Source organism: Vibrio sp. L85, assembly GCF_963871815.1.
Taxonomy (GTDB): Bacteria; Pseudomonadota; Gammaproteobacteria; order Enterobacterales; family Vibrionaceae; genus Vibrio; species Vibrio harveyi.
Genome location: NZ_CAWMYL010000246.1, coordinates 1 through 23,198, shown reverse-complemented (window position 1 = coordinate 23,198; position 23,198 = coordinate 1). Strand labels below are relative to the sequence as shown.

General features: G+C 44.5%; 22 protein-coding genes. 15 read left to right on the top strand and 7 right to left on the bottom strand.

Features of this window, described 5'->3' with window-relative positions; genetic code table 11:
• Positions 1-155 precede the first annotated feature (155 nt).
• Positions 156-1,124 carry a porin gene (locus tag AACR11_RS26945; RefSeq protein ID WP_029788573.1) on the bottom strand — a complete coding sequence of 323 codons (969 nt, stop codon included), beginning with the start codon at positions 1,122-1,124 and terminating at the stop codon, positions 156-158.
• 564 nt (positions 1,125-1,688) lie between these two features.
• On the opposite strand from AACR11_RS26945, the gene AACR11_RS26940 reads away from it, so the two are divergent.
• Both AACR11_RS26940 and AACR11_RS26935 read left to right on the top strand, forming a co-directional pair.
• Positions 1,689-2,780: a porin gene (locus AACR11_RS26940; protein WP_009702400.1), complete on the top strand. Its 1,092-nt coding sequence runs from the start codon at positions 1,689-1,691 to the stop codon at positions 2,778-2,780.
• A gap of 204 nt (positions 2,781-2,984) precedes the next feature.
• Positions 2,985-3,599, top strand: a complete 615-nt coding sequence (locus AACR11_RS26935; RefSeq protein WP_029788572.1) for a fumarylacetoacetate hydrolase family protein — start codon at positions 2,985-2,987, stop codon at positions 3,597-3,599.
• A gap of 8 nt (positions 3,600-3,607) precedes the next feature.
• On the opposite strand, the gene AACR11_RS26930 is transcribed toward AACR11_RS26935, so the two are convergent.
• The 3 genes from AACR11_RS26930 to AACR11_RS26920 form a co-directional block, all read right to left on the bottom strand.
• Entirely contained in the window at positions 3,608-3,919 is a 312-nt protein-coding gene (locus AACR11_RS26930) for an AzlD domain-containing protein (RefSeq protein WP_009696378.1), read from the bottom strand.
• Positions 3,916-4,659: an AzlC family ABC transporter permease gene (locus tag AACR11_RS26925; protein ID WP_029788571.1), complete on the bottom strand. Its 744-nt coding sequence runs from the start codon at positions 4,657-4,659 to the stop codon at positions 3,916-3,918. Before AACR11_RS26925 ends, AACR11_RS26930 begins: the two co-directional genes overlap by 4 nt.
• Before the next feature lie 71 nt (positions 4,660-4,730).
• A complete protein-coding gene (locus AACR11_RS26920) occupies positions 4,731-5,558 on the bottom strand; it encodes an AraC family transcriptional regulator (protein ID WP_029788570.1) in 828 nt (275 codons plus the stop codon).
• 250 nt (positions 5,559-5,808) lie between these two features.
• On the opposite strand from AACR11_RS26920, the gene AACR11_RS26915 reads away from it, so the two are divergent.
• Together AACR11_RS26915 and AACR11_RS26910 are read left to right on the top strand one after the other, a co-directional pair.
• Positions 5,809-6,441 carry a LysE family translocator gene (locus AACR11_RS26915; protein ID WP_005452399.1) on the top strand — a complete coding sequence of 211 codons (633 nt, stop codon included), beginning with the start codon at positions 5,809-5,811 and terminating at the stop codon, positions 6,439-6,441.
• An 89-nt stretch (positions 6,442-6,530) separates the two neighbouring features.
• Complete coding sequence (locus AACR11_RS26910) at positions 6,531-6,950, top strand: GNAT family N-acetyltransferase (RefSeq protein ID WP_005452398.1); 420 nt, start codon at positions 6,531-6,533, stop codon at positions 6,948-6,950.
• 88 nt (positions 6,951-7,038) lie between these two features.
• On the opposite strand, the gene AACR11_RS26905 is transcribed toward AACR11_RS26910, so the two are convergent.
• Positions 7,039-8,733 carry a phospho-sugar mutase gene (locus AACR11_RS26905; protein ID WP_029788569.1) on the bottom strand — a complete coding sequence of 565 codons (1,695 nt, stop codon included), beginning with the start codon at positions 8,731-8,733 and terminating at the stop codon, positions 7,039-7,041.
• 330 nt (positions 8,734-9,063) lie between these two features.
• Between AACR11_RS26905 and coxB the strand changes: the two genes are divergently transcribed.
• Genes coxB through AACR11_RS26885 form a run of 4 tightly spaced genes read left to right on the top strand, consistent with a single transcriptional unit; the run spans position 9,064 to position 13,387 of the window.
• Positions 9,064-10,227 carry a cytochrome c oxidase subunit II gene (gene coxB, locus AACR11_RS26900; RefSeq protein ID WP_017818637.1) on the top strand — a complete coding sequence of 388 codons (1,164 nt, stop codon included), beginning with the start codon at positions 9,064-9,066 and terminating at the stop codon, positions 10,225-10,227.
• Complete coding sequence (ctaD, locus tag AACR11_RS26895) at positions 10,224-11,864, top strand: cytochrome c oxidase subunit I (protein ID WP_029788568.1); 1,641 nt, start codon at positions 10,224-10,226, stop codon at positions 11,862-11,864. The genes coxB and ctaD overlap by 4 nt, the downstream gene beginning before the upstream one ends.
• A 21-nt stretch (positions 11,865-11,885) precedes the next feature.
• Positions 11,886-12,491, top strand: a complete 606-nt coding sequence (locus tag AACR11_RS26890; protein WP_029788567.1) for a cytochrome c oxidase assembly protein — start codon at positions 11,886-11,888, stop codon at positions 12,489-12,491.
• A gap of 11 nt (positions 12,492-12,502) precedes the next feature.
• On the top strand, positions 12,503-13,387 hold the full coding sequence (locus AACR11_RS26885) for a cytochrome c oxidase subunit 3 (RefSeq protein WP_029788566.1): 885 nt from the start codon (positions 12,503-12,505) through the stop codon (positions 13,385-13,387).
• 2 nt (positions 13,388-13,389) lie between these two features.
• Here AACR11_RS26885 and AACR11_RS26880 read toward each other — a convergent pair whose 3' ends face one another.
• Positions 13,390-13,626: a DUF2909 family protein gene (locus tag AACR11_RS26880; protein ID WP_005452392.1), complete on the bottom strand. Its 237-nt coding sequence runs from the start codon at positions 13,624-13,626 to the stop codon at positions 13,390-13,392.
• Here AACR11_RS26880 and AACR11_RS26875 point away from each other — a divergent pair.
• Genes AACR11_RS26875 through cyoE form a run of 4 tightly spaced genes read left to right on the top strand, consistent with a single transcriptional unit; the run spans position 13,625 to position 16,864 of the window.
• The gene (locus tag AACR11_RS26875) at positions 13,625-14,392 is read left to right on the top strand and encodes an SURF1 family protein (protein WP_005452391.1); all 768 of its coding nucleotides are present in this window, start codon (positions 13,625-13,627) and stop codon (positions 14,390-14,392) included. The two genes, AACR11_RS26880 and AACR11_RS26875, sit on opposite strands and share 2 nt — an antisense overlap.
• Entirely contained in the window at positions 14,389-14,931 is a 543-nt protein-coding gene (locus AACR11_RS26870) for a hypothetical protein (RefSeq protein ID WP_029788565.1), read from the top strand. The genes AACR11_RS26875 and AACR11_RS26870 overlap by 4 nt, the downstream gene beginning before the upstream one ends.
• 12 nt (positions 14,932-14,943) lie before the next feature.
• Positions 14,944-15,963 carry a COX15/CtaA family protein gene (locus tag AACR11_RS26865; RefSeq protein WP_029788564.1) on the top strand — a complete coding sequence of 340 codons (1,020 nt, stop codon included), beginning with the start codon at positions 14,944-14,946 and terminating at the stop codon, positions 15,961-15,963.
• On the top strand, positions 15,956-16,864 hold the full coding sequence (gene cyoE / locus AACR11_RS26860) for a heme o synthase (RefSeq protein ID WP_005452385.1): 909 nt from the start codon (positions 15,956-15,958) through the stop codon (positions 16,862-16,864). The genes AACR11_RS26865 and cyoE overlap by 8 nt, the downstream gene beginning before the upstream one ends.
• A gap of 522 nt (positions 16,865-17,386) precedes the next feature.
• Here the strand turns inward: cyoE and AACR11_RS26855 are convergent.
• Positions 17,387-18,370 (bottom strand): OmpA family protein, encoded by a 984-nt coding sequence (locus AACR11_RS26855; RefSeq protein ID WP_005452383.1) that lies wholly within the window; start codon positions 18,368-18,370, stop codon positions 17,387-17,389.
• Between the two features lie 476 nt (positions 18,371-18,846).
• Here AACR11_RS26855 and aroG point away from each other — a divergent pair, with 476 nt between their 5' ends.
• The 3 genes from aroG to AACR11_RS26840 all read left to right on the top strand — a co-directional run bounded on the left by aroG (position 18,847) and on the right by AACR11_RS26840 (position 23,024).
• Entirely contained in the window at positions 18,847-19,899 is a 1,053-nt protein-coding gene (gene aroG / locus AACR11_RS26850; RefSeq protein WP_009696367.1) for a 3-deoxy-7-phosphoheptulonate synthase AroG, read from the top strand.
• A gap of 168 nt (positions 19,900-20,067) precedes the next feature.
• Positions 20,068-21,240, top strand: a complete 1,173-nt coding sequence (locus tag AACR11_RS26845) for an MFS transporter (protein WP_017190759.1) — start codon at positions 20,068-20,070, stop codon at positions 21,238-21,240.
• 221 nt (positions 21,241-21,461) lie between these two features.
• Positions 21,462-23,024: a methyl-accepting chemotaxis protein gene (locus tag AACR11_RS26840; protein ID WP_029788561.1), complete on the top strand. Its 1,563-nt coding sequence runs from the start codon at positions 21,462-21,464 to the stop codon at positions 23,022-23,024.
• Positions 23,025-23,198 lie beyond the last annotated feature (174 nt).

Here is a 23,198-nt window from a genome sequence, read left to right as displayed (position 1 = left end):
GAGGAATTGCACTAACTTCGGGAGTAAATGCATTAAAAGAGGGCAGTTAGGTTTAAGTAGAAAAGCTGTCGGTCTTATCTCAATAAATAGAAAATGACCGACACGAAGTGCCGGTCAAAAACTTGCTGCGATGCTGGCTTGGGCAGAAGCCGCAGTTAGAAGTCGTAGCGTACGCCAAGACGAAGTGTATCTTCGCCTTCGGTTACTTTACCTTCCGCGTCTTTCGCTTCATCAAGTTGGTTCATGTAGTAAGAAAGGTAAGTGCGGAAGTTGCTATTCAGTTTGTAGTATCCCACAAGCTCAAAACCTTCAACTGCATCGTACTTTGCAGCGCCATTTGGATCGTTTTCTTGGAAAGTGTAAAGACCAGCGACGGTAAACTTACTTGCGATCTTGTAGCTTGCAACTAACTCATAAGCGGTAAAGTCTTCAGAATCTGTCAGTGCACCTTGTGAGTACGTACCTGCAAGGTAGAGGTTATCCAGTGAGTAAGCGATACCACCAAGGATTTGGTCTTCTGAATTGTCTTTGTCTACATCACCGCCTGAGTATGCAAGACCTAGGTCAAGACCGATTGGTAGAGAGTAAAGACCAGAAATGCCGTATTTATCTTGGCTATCCTCGGAGTTAGCTTGGTAAGTGGCTTGAACTTGTAGAGCATCGAATTCATCACGGTAAGCGAAAACGCTATCTTGCTTATCCGAAGATGAGTCAATGACTTGCTGAACGCCAGAAAACTCGGTGATATCCGTCATGTCTGAGATGATAACGGCAGCCATGTCTTGACGACCTACAGAGAAGCTACCTGCATCTGCACTTACTCCAGCGTACATGTAGCGGTTTTTAAATTCGCTCTTACCGGTTTTTTGTTCCGCTTCGTAAACACCAAATGCAGACAGACCGTTACCGATGTCAGCCTTACCTTTTAGGTTTAGACGCGCACGTGACTTATCTTCCATAGAACCGTCTACTTCAGCACCGCCTGAACCAATAAAGTCACCACGAAACTCGACGCGACCGCCAACCTTCAATTCAGTGCCGCCATCTTTGTAAACTGTCGCCGCAAAAGATGGTGCTGATACCAATGCTGTTAACACTGCAGTAGTTAGTGCTGCCTTTTTCATTTTCTTATTACCCTAGTTGTAATCGATGAGCTTTCTTGCTCGATGTATTGATGACGCTAAGGTAAACCGAGAAAATTAAAGATAGATTTCTATTAAGTTATGATTTGTTTGCATATTTATTTCAAATGTATGAATGCTTTCTTATTTATGAAAATAAGAGAAAAAGGGGGTTTTATGTTTTTTTATGTTTTTCTAATGACTACCGAACGACATATTTTTAAAAAAGATCCTAATCATTTTTTTCTTCTCGAATTGTAATTCAAGATTTCATGTTTGAATTTTCATTGTTTGTTTTAACAATGATTTAGCTGGATTTTTTGTTGTTACATGTAAGCATTTGTTTCCAGTTTGGGTGTATTTTTCAGAATTTGTATAAAGAAAAAAGGTAAACGTTTGCGATTTTTCTTTTTTATTACATCTTTTCACTCTGCTCTGGGGAACTTCTGAAATACATTGATTGGCAGTTGTTAATCAAAAGTGACGCACATTGGTGGAGAAGATGCCCCAATCTACTTTTGTATAAAACTGACTTATAAACTAATGAATAAATACATGGATTTTATAATGAACAAAAAATTCCTAGCAGCAGCGATCGCAGCAGCAACATTCGGTACACAAGCAGTAGCAGTGGAGCTTTACAACAACGATGGCACAACGTTCTCTGTTGGCGGTCACGTATCTATTAACGTGAACGGTTCAGAGCAAGGTGATACTGATGTTGGCTCTAACTCTCCACGTATCAACTTCACAGCAACTCAGGATTTAGGCAACGGTTTTACTGCTGACGCTCGCGGTGAATGGCAACTAAACTACCTAGATGGTGGTGAAAATACGTTTTCTACTCGTCTTGGTTACATCGGTATTACTCACGATGTTTATGGTCGCGCAGTTGGTGGTACTCAGTGGGCACCATACTACGATGTAGCTGGCGTTGCTGATATGCCAATCGCGTTTGCGAACGACTTTATCTACGACGATCACGGTAACCTAGGTACAGGTCGTGCGGACAAGATGCTTTCTTACCGTAACGCTATCGAACTAGGTGAAGCGGGCTCTATTGGTTTTGGTCTAGGTTGGCAAGGTAGCAACGATCAATCAAGCGTAGATGAAGTAATTGTTGATGACGGTAGTGGCAACCCAATTTACGAAACTCAGTACTCTGGTAACAACTACGGTGACCGCGTACAACTTGCTCTTACTTACTCAGTGCTAGGGGCAAAAGTAGGCTACACCTACAACACTGGTGACATCACTGCATCTGCTGCTGCACCAAAGAAAGAAACGGCTGAATCACACCTAGTATCTGCATCTTACGGTTCTTACGGTCAAGGTCTATACGTTGCTGCAGTATACGGTTCAAATGAATACATGAACTTTAACGGTTCACAACGTCTAGTTGAGAGCGATGCGTACGAAGCGCTACTAGCTTACGCACTTCCAAGCAGCCTAAACCTAAGCATCAACTACGAAATGGTTGAAGGTAAAGCAACTAAAGCTAGCTCAACTGAAACAGCTCGTGAAGAGATGGCGGTACAAGCTGAATACAACTTCACTCCTAAGTTTGTTGGCTACGCTGGTTACCAGTTCGACCTAAACGATGCGAACGATCGTAAAACCGACGACAAATGGGCTATCGGTGGTCGTTACTACCTATAATAGTAACCTGTCCTAGTTACTATGGAAGCCAGCTTCGTGCTGGCTTTTTTTTGTCTGTGGTTCTTACCTTGTCGAAGTTCAATTTAGTGATGATTTACTCAAAACGGGCTGAATGTCTTGTTTTTAACACCTCGAAACGAGAACTAGTGTCAACAACGTAACGTGTTGGATTATTATGCGTTTTTTGTTTTGCAGGGAAGAGCAATGAGCGTCGTTCAGGTTGAAGAGAAGAAAATCAAAGTCGGCAAAGTTCTGTGTGTCGGACGTAATTACGTTGAGCATATTCAAGAGCTAGATAATGCCGTACCAGAGCAAATGGTAGTGTTCAATAAACCGGCGACTTCCGTTTCAACCAAACTCACCTCATTCCATCAAGAGCCTTTGCATTACGAAGCCGAAATCTGCTTTGTGATCAAAAACGGTCAATACTGCGCGGTTGGGCTCGGCTTAGATCTGACCAAACGCGGTTTACAAACTAACCTCAAAGAAAAAGGATTACCTTGGGAACGTGCCAAAGCGTTTGATGGCTCAGCGGTATTCAGCCGTTTCCGTTCTCTTCAAGGTGTCGATATTGACGATCTCAACTTAGAGCTTTTGATTAACTGTGTTCATGTTCAAAAAGGGCATGTTAAGCAAATGCTTTACCCACCGATGAACATTCTCGATGAGTTGAAGAGCTACACAACGCTAGAAGATGGCGATGTCGTGATGACAGGGACACCAAAGGGCGTGGGTGAAGTGCATCAAGGCGATGTCTTCCTTGGACGTTTGAAGTGTGGAGACATCACCTTATTAGAGATTGAATGGTTGGCTGTTTAGTCGCGAGCTTATAGCCAAATTCGAAGCAGTAAAAACGCGACCATACTTACGATGGTGGTGAGCAATACATTCTTTGTGAGGTATGCAATCGCAGCAGCTAATAGGGCAGCCAATAGAAATGGGTTTTGCCATGTGACGCTCAGTTCACCTTCTGGCATAAACACGATAGGAGCCCAGATCGCGGTGAGCACTGCAGGGCTTGCGTAGCTTAATATCTTTTGAGTTCTTACCCCCAATTTAAGCGGCAATTTTGGTTCGAGAAATAGATAACGGCTAGTGAATACCAAGGCCGTCATGGCTAAGATAGACAAAAAGATCATTGGCGTTCCTCCGGTGTATTCTCAATGTTTGGGGCTTTCGTCGTAAACTGTTCAACCAAATAGCCCATCAACATGGCGAGAATGCTCGCGAACATCAAGCTTCCTTCCACTTGGTAATAATTCAGCGTCACTGAGCTAACTAATGCTGCCAATACACTGCATAGCACGGGAATGCTTTTAATCGTTGGCACCACAATCGCGATAAAGGTGGCAGCAACGGCAAATTCCAATCCGAGCTCATTCAATTCAGGTATCAAACTGCCAGCGACGATGCCAGCAAGTGTTGCGAAGTTCCAAAATAGGTAGAAGCTTAATCCAGCGCCAAGGGCGTACCATCGTTCAAATTGTTTATCGGATTGGTGCCCGACGATGGCAAACAGTTCATCAGTGAGTAAGAAGCCAAGTGAAAGACGCCACTTTAAGGGCAATGGCGAAATTTTACTGCGCATCGAAACACTATAAAGAAAATGGCGAGAGGTAATGAAAAAGGTCGTCAGCAACATGGTGGTTAAGCCTGCACCAGCTTTAATCATGCCCATGGCAACAAGTTGTGCGGAGCCAGCAAACAGAATGGCGGAAAGCGCCTGACCTTCCAGCGGGTGTAAGCCAGTATCGATGGCAAATGAGCCCGCAAGTAATCCCCAAGGCAGTACGGCGATGCTTAATGGCATCATTGCGATGATACCTTGTAAAAAGAGTGAGAATTTTGAGTCTTGATGAGTTGGCAAAGTAGTATCCATAACTTCAACTTGAATAGAAAAACATGCTGTTAAGGTAGGCTGACCTAAGCATGCTGCCTTGTACAAAATTGCTAACAGTGCTTGATGTACTGCCCAGGCGTTACCCCCATGGCTTTTTTAAAATGACGATGCAAGTGGCTTTGGTCGTGAAAACCACATTCTTGAGCAACATCGGAAATCTTTTGTCCTAGCTTGAGCAGCTTTTTCGCCATTCGGAGTCTCTGTTGAATCTGAAATGCGTGCGGTGGGAAACCAAACTGCTTTTGAAACTCACGCAACAAATGAAAAGGACTTAATCCCGCTAATTTCGCCAGTTCTTCTAAAGAGACATCGGTTTGAGGAAAGTCTTCAAGAAATTCTTTGACCAGGTGCACTTGCCTTTGCGCTTTGGTTGCATCTTGAAGAGGAGCTCGATGTGTACTGTGCTTGCTGGCAAGTTTGATCAGTGTGCCGTAGACAAGTGTCTCTCTTAGCAAGCGATTATCGGATTTCTCTAGAGTATCGAACACTAATCGCAGTTGGTTTGCGAGCTCTGGATCGTAAACGACGGGTTGCGGGAAGTAGGGCTGCGCGACATTGGGCGCGCCAAGTTCTTTCCCAAGCGTTTGAAACTGCTCAGGTACGGGATACATGGCTTTGTATTCCCAGCCACCTTCTGACGCTGAGTGACCATTATGCACCTCATCAGCGTTTACAAGAATGATACTGTCTTGCGGTGCAATGTGGTTGCCACCGGTACGAAAGAATTGCTGTGCGCCTTTTTCAATCACCCCAATGGTGTAGCCTTCATGGCTATGGCGAGAGAAGTTTTGTTTTTCGTATTTTGCATCGAGCAGCTCTAACCCGCCCAACTCTTGAGCAATCTTAAAAGTCGCGATTTCCTTATTCTTTTCTTTCATCTCGGTCCAAATAGCTCAAGCGTAAACAGTAGCACCACATCATTTGGAGTCTACCGGATCCATCCTGCTTATTTTTGTACAAAATTGCTATTGGTATTAAAAACAAACATCAAAAAGGTTAATTGTTTTTAAATTGAGCATTAAACCTTTTGTATTTTCTGAATATTGCTTCGTAGAAAGATATTTGGTCTGGTTGTTATCTATTCATTGGTATAAGATCCGCCGCCTGTTTTAGAAAGCCAGTTCCACCATGATCGATTTATCTGTACTCCCTGTTTATCTCACCGCTGTTATTGCACTTCTTTTGTTGCCTGGACCTGACATGTTGTTGATTGCCAGCTCTAGCATGAGTTATGGCAAAAAAGTTGGTCTGTTTGCAAGCTTAGGCAACGCGACATCCGGCGTGATCTTAACGTTATTGGCAGCTATGGGTGTGTCGACCTTGATTGCCATGAGCCCAATCGCGTTAAAAGTGCTTCATCTACTGGGGGGCGCGTACTTGCTCAAAATGGGGTGGGACTGTTTACGAGCGGACGTTTCTGCTGCGCCAGAGCTTGACCAGAAAAACAAGATGGCATCGACTTACTATCAACGCGCTTTGATGAGTAACCTGCTGAACCCGAAAGCCTTGGTGTTTTTCGTGATGTTTTTGCCTCAGTTTGTCTCTAGCAACATTACCGCATCGTCGGGTGAGCAAATGCTCGCGCTTGGTTTGCTGCTAAACGTATTAGGCTTGCTATTCAATATTTTGTTAGTTGCATTGGCGGGGACATTAGGCAAAGGGTTGCTGGAAAACGATAAATTCCGCATGTACCAAGGTAAGCTAATGGGCTTGGTGTTCGTTATCCTTGCGGTGTGGATGCTCAGTAGCTTCGCGATGTAATGTGTAGGAATAATCAGATGTTTGAACAAAAGCCAGCACTCGCTGGCTTTTTGTTTTAGTATCACACTGATTTTCCAAGGAGTGGCAGTATGAAACTTGAATTTAAACTCAATCCAGAACAAAACGATCTCGATTTTATCCGTGATGGCATCCGAGCTTATAACAACATGCATCTACCGGATGGGGACGTAGACGCCATTGGCTGTTTTGCTCGTAATGACGAGGGTAAGGTTGTTGGCGGACTCACGGGAGAAATGTTTAATAACACCGTGTTTGTTGAATATCTATGGGTTGATGCAGAGGCACGCACTTCGGGATTAGGAAGCAAGCTGATCGCTCTACTGGAAGAGCAAGTGAAACCGCGTGGAGTCACGCATTTGTATCTCGATACCTATAGCTTTCAAGCGCTCGATTTTTACTTGAAATTGGGTTTTGAAAAAGTTGGGCAATATTCAGGCTACCCAGCAGCAGGTATTGATAAACATTTTCTGCAAAAACAGATTGCTTGATTTGGTTTGAATTAAACAAAAAAAGAGGCGCTCGATGCGCCTCTTTTGCTATTTGTAGCTGTCACAGAATCGATGTTTCAAACTCGAATTACAAGCTTTGTTGATGCGCTTCGATAAGTGCGTTCATTTTCGCTTCCGCTGCTTGGTTAGCTTGCGCGTAATCCATCTCTGCTGGGAAGTCGCTGATTACCTCGTAGTAACACTTCAACTTAGGCTCAGTACCAGAAGGGCGAACAATCACACGTGATTTGTCTTCTAAGTGGTAAACCAGTACGTCACTTGCTGGCAAGTTAATCGCTTCTGTTGGACCATCGGTCACAAAGCGAAGTGATGACTTCAGATCTTCAATCACTTCGATACGTTTACCCGCAATCTCTTTCGGTGGGTTTGCGCGAAGTTTGTCACCGATTGGTGGTGATTTAGGGTCAAGTGCAATGCTGCGCTGCGCGTTGAAGTAGAAACCGTGCTGGCGGTATAGTTCTTCTAACTTATCCCACAGCGTTTTGCCTTGTGCTTTCAATTTACCTGTCAATTGAGAGAAAGCGACCAGTGCTGACAAACCATCTTTATCCCATACCTTATTACCTACTGTGTAGCCTAGTGCTTCTTCGTAAGCGAATAGGAATGGGTTCGCTTCAGTTTCTTGTGTCATTGCTACGTTAGTTAGCCATTTAAAGCCAGTTAACGTTTGGTAGTATTCTGCGCCGTGTGCTTTCGCAATACTGCTCAATAGACGAGAAGACACAATGGTATTCCCAACAAGCGCATTTGGTTGACCTTGCAGTAAGTAGTCACCAAACAATGAACCCACTTGGTCACCTGTTAGCATCTGATATTCACCATCTGGGCGTTTTACAGCCACAGCAAAACGGTCTGCATCTGGATCGTTCGCGCAAGCAATGTCCGCACCGACAGATTTACCCAGTGCCATCACCATGTCCATTGCGCCTGCTTCTTCAGGATTCGGGAAGTTTACGGTAGGGAACGTACCGTCCGGTTCACGCTGTTCTGGAACGCTTGCGACTTTTTTAAAGCCAGCGTCTGCGAGCAACGTTTCTGCCATGTCCGCACCGACACCGTGCATTGCCGTGTAAACAATTGAGATATCTGTGTTGCTGTCCGGTGTTAGCAGGGCATTGTCGTTCATTGTTTTGCGATAAGTTTGGTAGTACTCGTCTTCAAGCCAAACTAACAAACCTTTTTGTTTTGCATCGTCCAGTGACATCAGAGGAAGCGGTTTTGTTGTTGCTTCATCGATTTTTGCAGCAATACCAGAATCGTGAGGTGGAATAATCTGTGCGCCATTTTCCCAGTACACTTTAAAGCCATTGTATTCTGGTGGGTTGTGGCTTGCGGTAACAACCACAGCAGCGGCTGCATTTAATTCACGAACACCAAAAGCAACAATTGGCGTTGCTGCTACTTTATAGGTTAGGTAAACCTTGATGCCCAAAGCAGTAAGTACAGAAGCTGTATCGTGTGCGAACTGTTTAGAATCTGGGCGACCATCGTAGCCAATAACAACACCGCGAGACGATGCGTCTTTCACTTGTTCAATCAGATAGTGACCGAGACCTGTTGCTGTCTCTTGAATCACTAAACGGTTCATGCGATTTGGACCCGCACCGACTTTACCGCGCAGACCTGCGGTACCAAATGCTAAGCGTGAACCAAATCGATCTGTCAGTTCTTGTTCGTTATTTGTATCGACTAGGTGTTGAAGCTCTTCACGAGTTTTTGGATCTGGGTCTCGTGCTAGCCATTGAGTAATTTGTGCTGTCATATTCGTCTTTCCTTAGTAGGGGGAGCCTACTTGTTTAGACACTTCTTTGCTTAAAAGCGTCCCAATGTTTTCTTTTAATTAATGTAAATGGTTCTCAATTACATTTCAAAGAGGGCAATCGATAAACCGAATTTATTTTTCAGTCTGTCCGGAATTTATTCACAGTTAATTTCTTGAAGAACTATTGAACTATAACTAGCCTTTTAACATAAATATAACAAAGAGTGCTGAAATCGTAGTTTTTGTGATTTTTCGTAAATTTGTTCGATATTTGCATCGGGAAGCAAGGAAGCTCGCGCAAGCGCAGCGGCTGAGCAGAGGAGAGATCTTTTGAAAAGATTAGCAACTACTCTAGCCTTATTAACGAATGTGATTTTTATCACGTTTTCTTCGTCCAGTTGGTCAGAGCAGAGTGATTACAACATGACGCGAGGTGTTACGGGGATCAGTGAGCAAGTGTATGAATTACATATGCTGATCTTCTACATTTGTTGCGCTATCGCTTTTGTTGTATTCGGTGTGATGTTCTATTCCATCTTCAAACATCGCAAGTCAAAAGGGGCAGTTGCCGCTAATTTCCACGAAAGCACTAAAGTGGAGATCATCTGGACCGTTATTCCGGTCATTATTCTTATCGCTATGGCGATTCCTGCGACCAAAACGCTGGTGGCGATGGAAGACACCAGCCAATCTGACCTTACTGTGAAGATCACCGGCTCTCAATGGAAGTGGCACTACAGTTATTTCGGCGAGGATGTCGAATTTTTCAGCCTACTTGCTACCAGCCAGAAAGAAATCGATGGCATCGAAGCGAAAGGGGCGCACTACTTGCTCGAAGTGGATAACCCGCTGGTTTTGCCTATCAACCGTAAAGTTCGCTTCTTAATGACTTCTGATGACGTAATTCACTCTTGGTGGGTACCTGATTTCGCTGTTAAGAAAGATACGATCCCTGGTTTCATTAATGAGGCTTGGACCAAGATTGACGAACCGGGCGTATATCGTGGTCAGTGCGCGGAGCTTTGTGGTCGAGCGCATGGTTTCATGCCAGTTGTTGTTCATGCGATGGCGGAAGATGATTTTGACCAATGGATGGCAGACAAGAAACAAGAAATTGCCTTACAAAAGGCGGCTGCCCAAGAAGCATTGACGCAAGACCTTTCAATGGAAGATTTGATGGGACAAGGCGAGTCGGTTTACACCGCGCGCTGTGCTGTGTGTCATCAAGCGAACGGCGAAGGCATTCCGGGCGCGTTCCCGGCAATCAAAGGCAGCGAGATAGCCAAAGGTCCGGTTGTTGCTCACATCGATGTATTGGTGAACGGTCGAGCTGGCACCGCCATGCAAGCTTTTGCTAACCAACTAAGCGATCAAGAAATTGCCGCTGTAATTACCTATCAACGTAATGCTTGGGGAAATGATACTGGCGATACCGTTCAAGCATCCGATGTTAACGCCTTTAAGGCACAAGACAGTGCCAAGGAGGAAATATGAGTAAGCCAATTGAAAAAGCGGTGAAGTCTGCTCCTGCTGAAGCGCAAACTACTGCAAACACGACCATTGCGATTGAAGACGACCACGATCATCATCACGCACCAAAAGGGCTAGCGCGTTGGCTTTATTCCACCAGCCATAAAGACATCGGTACGCTTTATTTATGGTTTAGCTTTGCTATGTTCCTCACTGGCGGTGCGATGGCGATGATCATCCGTGCTGAGCTATTCCAACCGGGTCTGCAATTGGTTGACCCTCAGTTCTTTAACCAAATGACGACCGTACATGGACTAGTGATGGTGTTTGGTGCCGTCATGCCAGCGTTTACTGGTTTAGCCAACTGGATGATCCCAATGATGATTGGCGCTCCAGATATGGCTTTACCACGGATGAACAACTTGAGTTTTTGGATCTTACCTTTTGCTTTCCTCATTTTGATCGGCTCTTTGTTCTTACCGGGTGGTGGTCCTGATTTCGGGTGGACTTTTTACGCTCCACTTTCTACAACCTACGGCCCTGACAGTACGGCGTTGTTTGTTTTCTCAGTCCATATCATGGGTATCAGTTCCATCATGGGTGCCATCAACGTCATCGTGACTATCGTAAACATGCGTGCACCAGGTATGACATGGTTCAAGTTGCCAATGTTCGTCTGGACTTGGCTAATCACGGCGTTCTTGCTGATAGCTGTGATGCCCGTATTAGCCGGTGCGGTGACCATGGTTTTGACCGACAAATACTTCGGTACCAGCTTCTTTGATGCCGCTGGTGGCGGTGACCCGGTGATGTTCCAACACATCTTCTGGTTCTTCGGTCACCCAGAGGTATACATCATGATCTTGCCTTCGTTTGGTATTGTTTCGGCAATCATTCCTGCGTTTAGTGGCAAGAAACTGTTTGGTTACCATTCGATGGTTTACGCGACTTGTAGTATTGCGCTGCTTTCATTCCTAGTGTGGGCGCATCATATGTTCACCACGGGGATGCCGGTTTTCGCTGAACTCTTCTTTATGTATTGCACCATGCTTATTGCGGTACCAACTGGGGTGAAGGTGTTTAACTGGGTGGCGACCATGTGGCGAGGTGCAATGACGTTTGAGACACCGATGTTATTTGCCATCGCGTTTATTGTCTTATTCACAATAGGTGGTTTCTCAGGCTTGATGCTGGCAATTGTTCCTGCGGATTTCCAATACCATGACACTTACTTTGTTGTCGCACATTTCCATTATGTATTGGTATCCGGTGCGGTGTTCTCGATCATGGCGGCGGCGTATTACTGGTTACCGAAGTGGACAGGCAATATGTATGACCACAAGCTGAGTCTGTGGCATTTCTGGTGTTCCATCATCTCGGTTAATGTACTGTTCTTCCCAATGCATTTCTTGGGCTTAGCCGGGATGCCACGACGTATTCCCGATTACGCCATCCAGTTTGCTGACATAAACCAAATCGTATCGATAGGTGGCTTTGCCTTTGGTCTTTCCCAACTGATCTTCTTGTGGTTAGTGATTAAATGTATCCGTGGTGGTGAAAAAGCACCAGCCAAGCCATGGGAGAGAGCAGAAGGTCTAGAGTGGACAGTACCAAGTCCAGCGCCACACCACACGTTTACAGCGCCGCCAAAAGTCGATTAAGAAAAGAGTGAGGTGAGCGAGATGCAAGGTAATTCATCTAATAAGAAACTCACTATCAAGTTGCTGTTAGCGACAGCAATGATGTTCGGCTTCGGTTTTGCCTTGGTACCACTCTACGACATTATGTGCGATGCATTGGGTATTAACGGTAAAACCAGTGAGGTTGCAGCGATTCAGCCAACAGGCATGCAAGCGGACATCAGTAGAACGATTCGTGTGGAATTTATGGCGCACGTCAGTCCAGACATGCCTTGGGAATTCAAACCAAAAGTTGTGTCCATGGATGTTCACCCTGGCGAAGTGATTCAAACGGAATATCTTGCTTTTAATCAAAGCGGTGAAAATTTAGTAGGTCAAGCTGTGCCCTCCGTATCGCCGGGTACTGGTGCGGCTTACTTCAATAAGATCGAGTGTTTTTGCTTTAATCAACAACCATTGGAAGGTAAGCAACAAGCGAGTATGCCTTTGATTTTCTACATTGAGCCGGACGTGCCGGATTCAATTCATACATTGACCTTGTCTTACACACTCTACAAATTTCCTCCTCAATCGGGCGAGTCTTCGACAGCTAGCCTCTCAGGGAGTGAGAAACAGACCTTAACGCCTCAAACCAAAGCGCGTCTGTAAGGAGAGAACTCATGAGTAACAAGCCTGATACCTATTATGTTCCCGCACAAAGCAGCTGGCCTATTGTAGGGGCATTTGCGTTATTCCTTGTCGCTGTCGGTGCCGGAATGACCGTTCAAGGTACTCAAAGTGATGGCGCGGTTGGTACGTTAGGCGGCATCATTCTCGCCATTGGTATGTTGTTTTTGCTCTATATGCTGGCAGGGTGGTTCAGCAACGTCATCACAGAGTCTCTTACCGGAAAGTACAGTGCGCAAATCACGCGTTCATTTCGACAAGGGATGAGCTGGTTCATCTTTTCGGAAGTGATGTTCTTTGGTGCTTTTTTTGGTGCTCTTTTCTACGCAAGAATGATTTCCGTGCCTTGGTTAGGTGGTGCAGATAATAACTTAATGACACATGAGGTATTGTGGCCGAGTTTCGAAGCAATCTGGCCACTCACCACCACGCCGGGTGGTGATACGACCCAAGCAATGCCTTGGCAGGGTATCCCATTAACCAACACCATCTTGCTGCTATTGTCATCGATTACGTTACATATGGCACACATCAGTTTAGAGCAAGATAAACGAACTGCACTGATTGTCTGGTTGGAAATCACCATCGTCTTGGCGGGCTTCTTCCTCTATTACCAAGCCGTTGAATATGCACACGCTTATCAAGATATTGGGCTGACGTTGCAGTCCGGTATTTACGGTAATACCTTCTTTATGCTCACGGGCTTTCACGGTTTGCACGTTTGTCTCGGTACCATTTTCCTCATTGTGCTGTTATTCCGCATCGCCAAGGACCACTTTTCTCCGAAAGACCATTTCGCATTCCAAGCTGGCAGTTGGTATTGGCACTTCGTTGACGTGGTTTGGCTATGCTTATTTGTTTTCGTTTATGTGCTGTAAAGCTAGTAAGGACGAGGATTTGGGGCTATCCATCCTGCCCCTAACGCTACGAGAAGGAGAATCACGACTAACGCAGAAAACATGACACGACGACCGAGATAGTGGCTCATTGGTTTGCCTTTCTTCGATGAATCCTCTGGGTCTTCGCGAACCATTTCGATAAGCGCTTTTGCGAGGTTAAAGATGATGAAAAGCAGCAAAAGGACAAGCGTTAACTTAAACAGAAATACGGTGGACATGGCACCTCCGGTTTCGTCGTCGATATTATCGAAATGGGTTTGGGTTGCTGTCTTTTTAACTGTGGCTGTGTTTTCTCTGTTGGTCAAACTGGGCTTTTGGCAATTGGAACGTGGTAATGAAAAGCAGCGTTTGGAACAAGCGATTTTAGCAAGGGAAAATACCTCTTATCAGGACATATCTGAAGTACTGGAAAAGAACGATTGGCGAGAAGAAAGTGTTATAGGGATTAAAGTAAAAGCAAATGTGACGCCTGAATCACTCCCAATTATTTTATTAGATAACCAGACCTATCAGGGTGAAGTGGGTTACCTAGCGTTTCAAATCGTATCGATGTCTCATGATCCTGCGACTCTGACGCTGCTTGAACTTGGATTTGTGAAGGGGAAAAGATCCAGAGCCGTACTTCCGAAGGTTGAATATCTGACAACGCCATATGACATCACAGGGCGTTTGTATCGTAAATCTACTAATCCACTAAGTTCAGACCTAATGGCTGAAATGGGCGATACGATAAGAGTGCAAAACCTCAACATTAATCAACTTAGCCAACTGCTTAATATTGAGTTAATGCCTACGGTCATTCAACCTGACAATCTAACGCAATGGTCGTACCCATTTCCTTGGAATCCCTTACCGTTAACCAGTGCAAAGCACTTTGGTTATTCTTTTCAATGGTTTGCTATGTCTGGCGTATTTTTGTTTATCACAATCCTGATTTTTATTCGTTGGATTCGACAACCACGCTCACAAGGAGGTGAGAAATGACAAATGCAGTCACGAAAGGACGAATTGTATTGGTGTCTCTGATTTGTCTATTTGCGCTCCCCGCGATTATTGCCAAGGTTGTATTGAGTCAAGGTTGGTACGAAACGGGGGTAACCAATCGAGGTGAATTGGTTGAGCCATATATCACGCTCGAACAATTAGGTCAGCCATCACCATTAGACGAAAAAGGTTGGCAATTAGCGTATGTGTTGCCTCCGGAGTGTAAAGAACAGTGCCAACAACAAATACATTTGATGCAACAAAGCCACATTGCATTAGGTAAATATCAGGAGCGTGTGGTGCCAGTTATCTGGACTTCGGAAGAGACCAATAATGTTGCCCAGAGCAAGAGCATTGTGGTGATGCAAATGAATGATTCGTTGTCATCGAGAGTGAAAGCAGGGCAGATGTTGATCGTCGATCCTCTCGGGCAGCTAGTTATGTCCTATACGCCAGAAGCCAACGAGGATTTGGTGCGGTTAAGTAAAGATGTATTGGCGGACTTACGAAAGCTATTGAAGTTATCACGCGTAGGCTAGGGAGAGTGCAATATGACGTTAAGTCGTTTGGTTAAGTTCAGCCTGTGTCTTACTCTTGTAGTCATTATGTTGGGAGCATATACGCGCTTGGCTGATGCGGGGTTGGGGTGTCCAGATTGGCCTGGTTGCTATGGTCAGTTATTTGTACCCCAAACTGAAGCTGAAGTTACTAAGGCAAATGCTCTGTTTCCGGAGCGAGCAGTGGAGCAAGGAAAAGCGTGGTTAGAGATGATTCATCGTTACTTCGCTGGAACTTTAGGCTTAGTCATTCTGATGATGGCAATCATGGCGGTGAGAGCAGAGCGAGTTGATCCGACAATTCCGGTTTTGCTTTGCGTTCTTGTTTTGGGCCAAGCGGCATTAGGAATGTGGACGGTAACGTTAAAGCTGATGCCAGTGATAGTTATGCTTCATCTACTTGGCGGCTTTACGTTGCTTGCACTTCAAGCGCTGTTCTACTGCCAATTACAATCTAAAAACAGCCTCTACTTTTCTCCTTCTTCCAAGAGCGTGAGAACATTCTCTTTGATGGCTTTTGGTGTGGTGTTGTTGCAGGTGTTGCTTGGCGGATGGACATCATCAAATTATGCCGCATTAATGTGTACCACTTTGCCAATATGTGAAGGTAACTGGACAAGCTATTTGTCTTGGAAAGAGGCATTTTCGTTTTGGCAGACAGGTTTTGATAACTATGAGTTCGGTGTCCTAGATTACCCTGCCAGAATGACTATTCATGTTAGCCACCGTATTGGTGCCATTATTACCGCATGCGTGGTGTTGATTTACTGCACCTTACTATTAAAACAAGATTCACATCATTCCCAACGCCTCGGTATCTGGATTGGATTCACCTTGGTGTGTCAGATCTTATTGGGCGTGAGTAACGTTGTGTTCCAGCTCCCTATTTATGTTGCGGTGGCACACAACCTCGGCGCTGCCATTATGCTTACACTTATTTGCGTTAGTCAGTTCTACCTATGGCAGGGTAAAGCTCGTTGGGGTCATCAAGCGAAAGGAGTTCGCTATGAGTAAAGAGATCGCGCTACCTCTAGAAAGTGGTAAGAGAAAGATTGGGTCAACCTATTTAAAACTAACAAAGCCAAAAGTCGTCGCTCTTATGTTAATTACGGCTATTGTTGGGATGAGCTTAGCTCCGGTTGCTGACTTTCCTTGGTTACAAGCTGCCATTGGTCTTACTGGTATCGGCCTAATGGCAGGCTCTGCTGCAGCGTTTAATCACCTGATTGATCGCCGTATTGATGCGCGAATGGCTCGCACGCACAAGCGACCTTTGCCTTCCGGTGATACTAACCCTTTGTCTGTTGCGATTTTTGCTACTGCTCTGGGGGGAATTGGGTTTGTGTTGCTTCATGCATTGGTCAACCCACTGACGGCATGGATGACCTTCTTAAGCTTGTTAGGTTATGCGGTGGTTTATACCATGTATCTTAAGCGAGCAACCCCGCAGAATATTGTGATTGCAGGGATTGCAGGCGCAATGCCGCCACTACTCGGTTGGACGGCGGTAACTGGAGAATTACACGCACATGCTTGGCTATTGGTAATGATTATTTTTATTTGGACGCCGCCACATTTCTGGGCGCTCGCAATTCATCGTGTCGAAGACTATCGCAAAGTGGATATCCCAATGCTTCCAGTCACTCATGGCATTGAGTACACCAAGACATCAATTCTTTTGTATACGATTCTACTCACGCTTGTCTGTATTTTGCCTGTGCTGGTGGGGATGGTCGGCTCTGTATATTTATTCTCTTCATTGCTCCTCAATGCTGGCTTTATGTATCACGCGTGGAAGTTAAAGTTTTCACCGGAATTAAATAGCGCAATGGAAACGTTTAAATTCTCCATCTATCACTTATTGGCGCTGTTTGTTGCGTTATTGGTGGATCACTATATTGGTGTGTTTTTATGATCTAGAGCCACACAAGGGCAAGCTCACAACTGCACCGAACTCCGGTGCAGTTTTTGTTTGTACGGCGCAATACTAGGGTCTGCTGCTGTCGTTCCCAATAATGTTTATACCCCAGTCAACTCGTCCTTCGGGAGCGTGTGATTGACCCGATTACTGTGTCAAACAACATGGAAAGAACCGGCTATGACACGACCTTGTTTTCCTTACTTACTTTCGGTAATCAAGGGAGCGATGACAATGCTCTGAATTCGGCGTCGTGGAATCATTTGAGTATATTGGTTTTGGAACCAAGAGCGATGAACTATGAGTCTTTGAGAAAACTGCTACTTTTCACCAAACTTGAAATCAAATATTTAATCGAGCGTACCATCAGGTCGCCTTTAGTATAAGAGTCGGAACCAGATAGGATGGAGAAGGGCGAACAGAGAAACTGAATGAGTTTGATAAAGAGTGAAGGGTAAAGCTGAAGCAAACAAAAAGGGATGCCGAAGCACCCCTTAGACTAGATTAGAGCGGGAACTCTTATTCTGGTTGTACCAATTCTTCGTATTGGAACTCAGGTACGACAACTTCAACACGACGGTTCTTCTCGCGACCTTCGTGAGTGCTGTTGTCTGCAACTGGGTTTTCTTCACCCATACCAGTAACTGTGAAGCGGTCTGCATCGATGCCTGCTGCGATTAGGTAATCCGCAACAGATTGAGCACGACGCTCAGACAGTTTTTGGTTGTAAGCTGCTGGACCAGAGCTATCTGTGTAACCAGTGATTTCAACTTGAGCTTGTGGGTACTCGTTCAAGAAGTTTACGAAGTTGTCTAGACGCTCAGATACTGAATCAGTTAGCTTCGCACTGTCGAATTCAAACGTACCTGTACCGTACTCTTCTTTGTGCGTCTTCGTCATCATTACTGGTTCTGGCTCTGCAACCACTTCTTCTGTTACTACTGCTGCAACAACAGGTGCTGCTGCGAACTTGTAGTTAACACCGATACCAAAGAAATTTGCATCCATATCATCTAGGACATCATCAGAGATATCTTGGTAACGTTGGTATTCAGCACGAACGCTCCAGTTTCTATCGATAGTGTATTCAGCACCAAGCGAACCTGTAGGAACGAAATCTTTTTCGTCACCCGAAATCATGTAAGCACCACCGATTTTCGCGAATAGGTTCCACGTATCGTTTAGATGCCAGTTGAATTTAGGCGCAAGCGTTAATGCCCAAAGATCACCGTCGATCGTATTTACTGTATTAGCCCCTGACTTGAAATTAGCTTCGTAGTCACCTAAGTAATCAACACCGTACTCAAGGCCAATGATATCGGTAAAGTCGTAACCGATGTGCATTCCGGCACCGAAAGCATCATCATCACAAGGGCTGTTTAAATAGCAAGCATCATCTAGCGTAGTCATGCCCACTTTGCCCCCGATATACATTTCAGCTTGAGCAGAGTTAATTAAACCACCAGCTACCACTGCTGCTACTGCAATTGCTACTTTGTTCATAATGTTTCCTTGTATTGATTGCATATTAGTTTCTACTTTGTTTTTACAACTTGAGTAAAACTAGGTAGTTATAAGAAATTAGTTTGATAAGAAATTAGTTTAATATTCATTTAAATTAACATCAAGCAACAATATCTTAGATCTTGCTACACTTTTCGTCGCCAAATACCTCACAAACTTCTGATATTTCTTACATTGTAGACAAGATTTTCAAAGTTACAGGAAAATATATGATAATTTTGAACTTTCCGTGTACATAAAAATTTACGCTGTGTTTTGTTTTGAACATTAGTAGTTAATTTGCATTTTTTTAGAAAAAGTGATTGCAAGCGGTCGGCGAAGTCGATAAGTTACTTGCATTGACACGATTAAATGAGCCCACAGCCCTTACTATTGCTTGCTTTGTGAACAATGTTGCAGTGAGTAAAGTTTGAGCAAAATAGTGGGACTTGGATAGTAATTAGGAAGTAGAAGTAATGTTTCAAACTGATGATGTAAGAATTAATAAAGTAAAAGAGCTATTGCCACCTGTTGCAGTGCTTGAAAAATTTCCGGCGACCGAAACTGCTTCCACAACTACTTTTGAATGTCGTAACGCCATCCACAATATTCTTGAAGGTAAAGACGATCGCCTACTAGTGATTGTTGGTCCATGTTCTATTCATGACCCAGAGGCGGCGGTAGAGTACGGTAAAAAACTGAAAGTACTTCGTGATGAACTCGGTGAGCAACTAGAAGTTGTGATGCGCGTTTACTTTGAAAAACCACGTACTACGGTAGGTTGGAAAGGTCTGATTAATGACCCATACCTAAACGATACTTACAAACTTAACGACGGTCTTCGCATTGGACGTAAGCTTCTGCTTGATCTAACTGATATGGGGCTTCCAACGGCAAGCGAGTTTCTAGATATGATCACGCCGCAATACGTTGCCGACCTGATCAGTTGGGGGGCGATTGGTGCTCGTACAACAGAGTCTCAGGTTCACCGTGAGCTTGCGTCTGGTCTGTCTTGCCCTGTTGGCTTTAAAAACGGTACAGATGGCAACATCAAGATCGCAAGTGATGCAATCCGTTCGGCAAGCGCATCTCACCATTTCTTGTCAGTCACTAAGTACGGTCATTCAGCTATCGTTGAAACGGCAGGTAACCCTGATTGCCACATTATTCTGCGTGGTGGTAAGGAGCCAAACTATAGCGCATCTCATGTAGGTCAAATTAAGGATGAGCTGGATGCTGCCGGTCTGCCTAAGAAAGTGATGATCGACTTCAGCCACGCGAACAGCTCTAAGCAATTTAAACGCCAAATGTTAGTTTCTGATGATGTGTCAGAGCAAATTTCTGGCGGTGAAGATGCTATTTTCGGTGTGATGATTGAGTCGCATCTTGTTGAAGGTCGTCAAGACTTGGTTGATGGCAAAGTTTCAACTTACGGTCAATCGATTACTGATGCATGTATCGGCTGGGAAGATACGGAAACAGTTCTACGTCAGCTATCCGACGCAGTAAAAGCGCGTCGTGCCAAATAAAAATTGAGCGAATAACACTCACAAAAAGCCAGCTTCTCGCTGGCTTTTTTAGTTTAAGTAGAGAGTAGTTAGCTATGTCATGGCTTAACCTGTCGCACATAACCCATGTGTTTTAGCCTTAAATCCGTTAAGGTGTCTGGGTAGATTAAAAAACACTCAAGGAATGAGATGAATAGAAACGTCTGGCTATTATCACTTTGCCAAGCCTTATTGATGACGGGAAACATACTTCTGATTTCTGTCATTGCGCTTATCGGTAAACAAATTGCGCCTTCTTCAAGCATGATCACTTTGCCAGTAGCGTTGCAGTTTCTCGGATTAATGTCTGCGACGATCCCGGCGTCCTTAATTATGGGAAAGCTGGGACGCCGTCTGGGTTTTAGCTTAGGTAACATCATAGGTATAGCTGGAGCGTCGTTGGCAACCTATGCGCTATCTCTGCAAAACTTTACTTTGTTTTGTGCTTCCACCTTTTTGCTAGGGGTAGGGATTGGCTTTGGTACTTTATATCGATTTGCTGCGATAGAAGTGTGTGATGAATCAGCACGGCATCGAGCGATCTCGATTTCTATGGCAGGTGGCGTGCTAGCTGCCGTTTTGGGACCAAACCTCGCTATCTATTCGCAAAAGTGGTCGACAGATGGGCTTTATATTAGTGCTTTTGCTGTACTCATTGTCTTGTATATAACGGCATTAGTTTTACTACAGACGATACGATTTCCAGCGGCGCATACGCAAAATTGCTATGCAAAACCAGACTCTCTCAAGGACATTATTTATCGTCCTAACTTTATGATTGCGGTGTTAGCAGCGATGGTTGCCTATGCCGTGATGAATATACTAATGACAGCGACACCGTTAGCCATGATTGGCTGTGGGTTTGATTTCACAAGAGCTGCTGGGGTTATTGAATGGCATGTATTGGGCATGTTTGTGCCTGCTTTTTTTACTGGTCGGTTAATTGAACTATTCGGTGCAAAGAAAATGATTTTAGCTGGTGGTGTGCTGTTCATCGCGTGCATAGCAATTAACATGCATGGGTTATCTATATGGCACTTCAGTACGGCGTTGATCTTACTTGGTGTTGGATGGAATTTTATGTTCATTGCCGCAACCAGTTTGTTTAGTCAGAGCTATGAAGTGAAAAATAAAAGCAAAGCGCAGGCGTTCAACGAGTTCTTCGTATTTAGTTGCGTCACCATTACTGCACTTTTGTCTGGTTGGTTGGAGTCGACAGTAGGGTGGCAAAATTTGAATTTGTACGTCTTACCTTTTGTCTTATTGGTGATGGCAATCTTTATTGTTAAAACGAATAATAATTCTGAATCTCAAATTGCATAAACTGAGTTCAAAATTTTATAAGACCCAGCTATTAAGGCTGGGTCTTTTTTGTCTATCAGCTCACAACCCGTAACATTATTGATTAATTATTGTTATCTAAGTGAGTTTTTTGGGCTTTAAATGTCGCATCGGTAAGATTTTTTCTCTAGCATTTTGTAATAAATATAACAATCGTGTATATATCCTGTCGCAATTTAATAAAAACTATAGAAGTCTCATCTATGTCAGCCTCAACTTTCAATAAAGCTCAAGAAAACCTCGTAGGAGATTCTGACGAACTGGTCTCCACCACCGATCTCAAAGGTGTTATCACTTATTGCAATGATGCGTTTTGCAGAATTGCTGAATACAGTCACGATGAACTGCTCGGACAAAACCACAATATCGTTCGCCACGGAGATATGCCCAAAGCCGCTTTTGGTGATATGTGGGCTCGCCTAAAACAAGGTAAAGCGTGGCGCGGAATTGTAAAAAACAGTACGAAGTCGGGTGGTTACTATTGGGTCGATGCTTACGTAACCCCAATTTATGAAGGCCATCAAGTTGTGGGTTATCAATCGGTTCGTGTTAAGCCCAAGCGAGAGTGGGTGGATATCGCTTCTAAAGCGTACCAAGGGCTTCTAAAAGCAGAGAAATCCGGTCGAGCGTGGGCGTTGAAGTTAAATGACACCTTGCGCTATGCAATTCTTCTTGGTGCGTTAGTAGCACCAGTAACGAGCTTGGCTCTGTCACTTGAAGGTCCTCTTGCTTGGTTAACGACATTGTTACCGGCAGGTGTTTTAGCTGTTCTCTTCCGCCAGGAACTTGTTGATACGCCTCTGCAATTTAAAAGGTTACAAGCGCAGTACGACAGTGTAAGTCGTCTGGTGTATTCCGGAAATAAACCATTCTCGATTGCAGATTTCCATATCAAGATGCTCTCTGCCCGTATTCGCACCGTGTTAGGACGTATGACGGACTCAGCTCTGCCTTTACAAAGTTGCGCAGAAGAGCTTAGCAGCACGACGGCAGAAGTTTCATCAGCGCTAACTCAGCAGAACATAGACATTCGGCAAGTTCGCGATGCGACAGAGTCGATGGAAGCGTCTGCAAATTCAGTTTCATCCAGTACTAACGACGCGCATCTACTGATAGACGATACGTTGCAGTCATGTCTGATGGCGAAAAAGACCATCGACCAAACTCATACCAACTTAGCGCAACTTAGCTTACAAGCTGAGAAAGCGACAGAAACGACTTATCAATTGAGCGATCAAGCGCAAAAGGTAAGCCAATTAATGGAAGAGATTGGCGGGATTGCCGACCAAACTAATCTGCTAGCACTTAATGCTGCAATTGAAGCTGCGCGAGCGGGTGAACAAGGTCGTGGTTTTGCTGTTGTTGCTGATGAAGTAAGAGCGCTCTCAGGGCGTACTTCGAATGCGACTGAGCAAATTAAAGCATCCATTGAAACCATGCTTACAACGATTCAAGGTTGGCAGAAAGACATTATTGCCAACAAAGAACAAACGGACACTTGTTCAAATGTCGCAGAGCAAAGTGCATTGCGATTATCTGAAGTCGAGCAGATGATGCAAACCATGAGTGGTTTGATGGTGAATGTCGCGGACTCTGCTAATAAGCAGTTGCAGCTTTCTAGCGACGTAAATCAGCACATTCATTCTATTGCTTCGACAGCAGAGCAGAACTTAGCGGCAACACATTCTGTAGAGCAAAACAGTAAGCAGTTGAAAGAGCAAGTCCAAGATTTCTATCGACTAGCCATTCAGTTTGAAGAGAAGTGATTCCAACCAGTTAGCTGAATCGTTGTTGAAAAATGATTAGATAAAATAAAGCCCCGCCGAAGCGGGGCTTTTCAGTTTTCAAATTCGCAATAGAGAAAACTGATAATACTAAGCGATTAAGCTAGCAGTTCTTTTGCTGTGTTCACTACGTTTTCTACAGTGAAACCAAACATT

Bases quoted from the DNA above. Each gene is read 5' to 3' on its own strand.
- AACR11_RS26945 (WP_029788573.1), bottom strand. From the start codon at position 1,124: ATGAAAAAGGCAGCACTAACTACTGCAGTGTTAACAGCATTGGTATCA.
- AACR11_RS26855 (WP_005452383.1), bottom strand. From the start codon at position 18,370: ATGAACAAAGTAGCAATTGCAGTAGCAGCAGTGGTAGCTGGTGGTTTA.
- AACR11_RS26940 (WP_009702400.1), top strand. From the start codon at position 1,689: ATGAACAAAAAATTCCTAGCAGCAGCGATCGCAGCAGCAACATTCGGT.
- AACR11_RS26935 (WP_029788572.1), top strand. From the start codon at position 2,985: ATGAGCGTCGTTCAGGTTGAAGAGAAGAAAATCAAAGTCGGCAAAGTT.
- AACR11_RS26910 (WP_005452398.1), top strand. From the start codon at position 6,531: ATGAAACTTGAATTTAAACTCAATCCAGAACAAAACGATCTCGATTTT.
- AACR11_RS26840 (WP_029788561.1), top strand. From the start codon at position 21,462: ATGTCAGCCTCAACTTTCAATAAAGCTCAAGAAAACCTCGTAGGAGAT.
- aroG (WP_009696367.1), top strand. From the start codon at position 18,847: ATGTTTCAAACTGATGATGTAAGAATTAATAAAGTAAAAGAGCTATTG.
- ctaD (WP_029788568.1), top strand. From the start codon at position 10,224: ATGAGTAAGCCAATTGAAAAAGCGGTGAAGTCTGCTCCTGCTGAAGCG.
- AACR11_RS26870 (WP_029788565.1), top strand. From the start codon at position 14,389: ATGACAAATGCAGTCACGAAAGGACGAATTGTATTGGTGTCTCTGATT.
- AACR11_RS26845 (WP_017190759.1), top strand. From the start codon at position 20,068: ATGAATAGAAACGTCTGGCTATTATCACTTTGCCAAGCCTTATTGATG.
- AACR11_RS26890 (WP_029788567.1), top strand. From the start codon at position 11,886: ATGCAAGGTAATTCATCTAATAAGAAACTCACTATCAAGTTGCTGTTA.
- AACR11_RS26920 (WP_029788570.1), bottom strand. From the start codon at position 5,558: ATGAAAGAAAAGAATAAGGAAATCGCGACTTTTAAGATTGCTCAAGAG.
- AACR11_RS26925 (WP_029788571.1), bottom strand. From the start codon at position 4,659: ATGGATACTACTTTGCCAACTCATCAAGACTCAAAATTCTCACTCTTT.
- AACR11_RS26880 (WP_005452392.1), bottom strand. From the start codon at position 13,626: ATGTCCACCGTATTTCTGTTTAAGTTAACGCTTGTCCTTTTGCTGCTT.
- AACR11_RS26885 (WP_029788566.1), top strand. From the start codon at position 12,503: ATGAGTAACAAGCCTGATACCTATTATGTTCCCGCACAAAGCAGCTGG.
- AACR11_RS26905 (WP_029788569.1), bottom strand. From the start codon at position 8,733: ATGACAGCACAAATTACTCAATGGCTAGCACGAGACCCAGATCCAAAA.
- AACR11_RS26915 (WP_005452399.1), top strand. From the start codon at position 5,809: ATGATCGATTTATCTGTACTCCCTGTTTATCTCACCGCTGTTATTGCA.
- AACR11_RS26875 (WP_005452391.1), top strand. From the start codon at position 13,625: ATGGCACCTCCGGTTTCGTCGTCGATATTATCGAAATGGGTTTGGGTT.
- AACR11_RS26930 (WP_009696378.1), bottom strand. From the start codon at position 3,919: ATGATCTTTTTGTCTATCTTAGCCATGACGGCCTTGGTATTCACTAGC.
- AACR11_RS26865 (WP_029788564.1), top strand. From the start codon at position 14,944: ATGACGTTAAGTCGTTTGGTTAAGTTCAGCCTGTGTCTTACTCTTGTA.
- cyoE (WP_005452385.1), top strand. From the start codon at position 15,956: ATGAGTAAAGAGATCGCGCTACCTCTAGAAAGTGGTAAGAGAAAGATT.